The organism is Streptomyces coerulescens, from assembly GCF_042657965.1.
GTDB lineage: Bacteria > Actinomycetota > Actinomycetes > Streptomycetales > Streptomycetaceae > Streptomyces > Streptomyces coerulescens.
In genome coordinates this window covers 1-885 of record NZ_JBHSKM010000056.1, presented here as the reverse complement: position 1 = coordinate 885, position 885 = coordinate 1, and the positions used below count along the sequence as shown (strand labels likewise).

The 885-nt window shown below is 65.8% G+C and carries 1 protein-coding gene; it reads left to right on the top strand.

Going from position 1 to position 885, the window contains the following annotated elements:
• Positions 1–185 precede the first annotated feature (185 nt).
• Positions 186–885, top strand: a 700-nt coding sequence (locus tag ACFPQ9_RS44550) for an IS701 family transposase (RefSeq protein ID WP_380866198.1), incomplete at its 3' end; no start/stop codon positions are given.

Here is an 885-nt window from a genome sequence, read left to right as displayed (position 1 = left end):
CTTGCTACACTCGAAAGCAAGCCTTTGACCAGCGGGAATAGCGAACTGCAACTGGAGTACTAGTACTCCAGTTGCACTTCTCCATTTGTCCTGGTCACGGGGCCTTTTGGGAGTCTAGTGAGCTGACGCTCCGTCAGGGTGGTGGTGGTTCGTGACTCACCCGATCGGGGTGCGTTGAACCAGTCATGGGGACGGAGAGCGGTGTCGAAGTAGGTCTGTGGGATGCCGAGTTGGAGTCGTTGCTACAGCGGGTGGGCAGGCGCTTCGGCCGCGTTGAGCCGCGGCGGCGGATGCGGGACTACGTGCGGGGCCTGCTGGGCCCGGTGGGCAGGAAGAACAGCTGGCAGATAGCCGAGTACGCGGGCCACGGCACCCCGCATGGACTCCAGCGGCTGCTGTCATGGTGCCAGTGGGATCCGGACCAGATCCGCGACGACCTGCAGGACTACGTGGCCGAGCGGCTCGGGCAGCCAGGCGGCGTGCTGATCGTCGACGACACCGGCTTCCTGAAGAAGGGCACCGTCTCTGCCGGGGTACAGCGGCAGTATTCCGGCACCGCGGGCCGTACGGAGAATTGCCAGATCGGAGTGTTCGCCGCCTACGCGTCTGCCAGGGGCCGGGCGTTGGTGGACCGCGAGCTCTACCTGCCCAAGTCCTGGACTGAGGATCCCGACCGGTGCCGCGCGGCCCGGATCCCCGAGGAGAAGTCCTTCGCGACCAAGCCGGAGCTGGCACGCGTCATGGTTCAGCGGGCGCTGGACTCTGCGCTGCCGATTGCCTGGGTGACTGCGGATGCGGCCTACGGGCAGGAGTGGCACTTCCGGCGGATGCTGGAGGAAGCCGGTGTCGGCTATGTGCTGGCAGTGCCCAAGTCGCAGCAGGTCA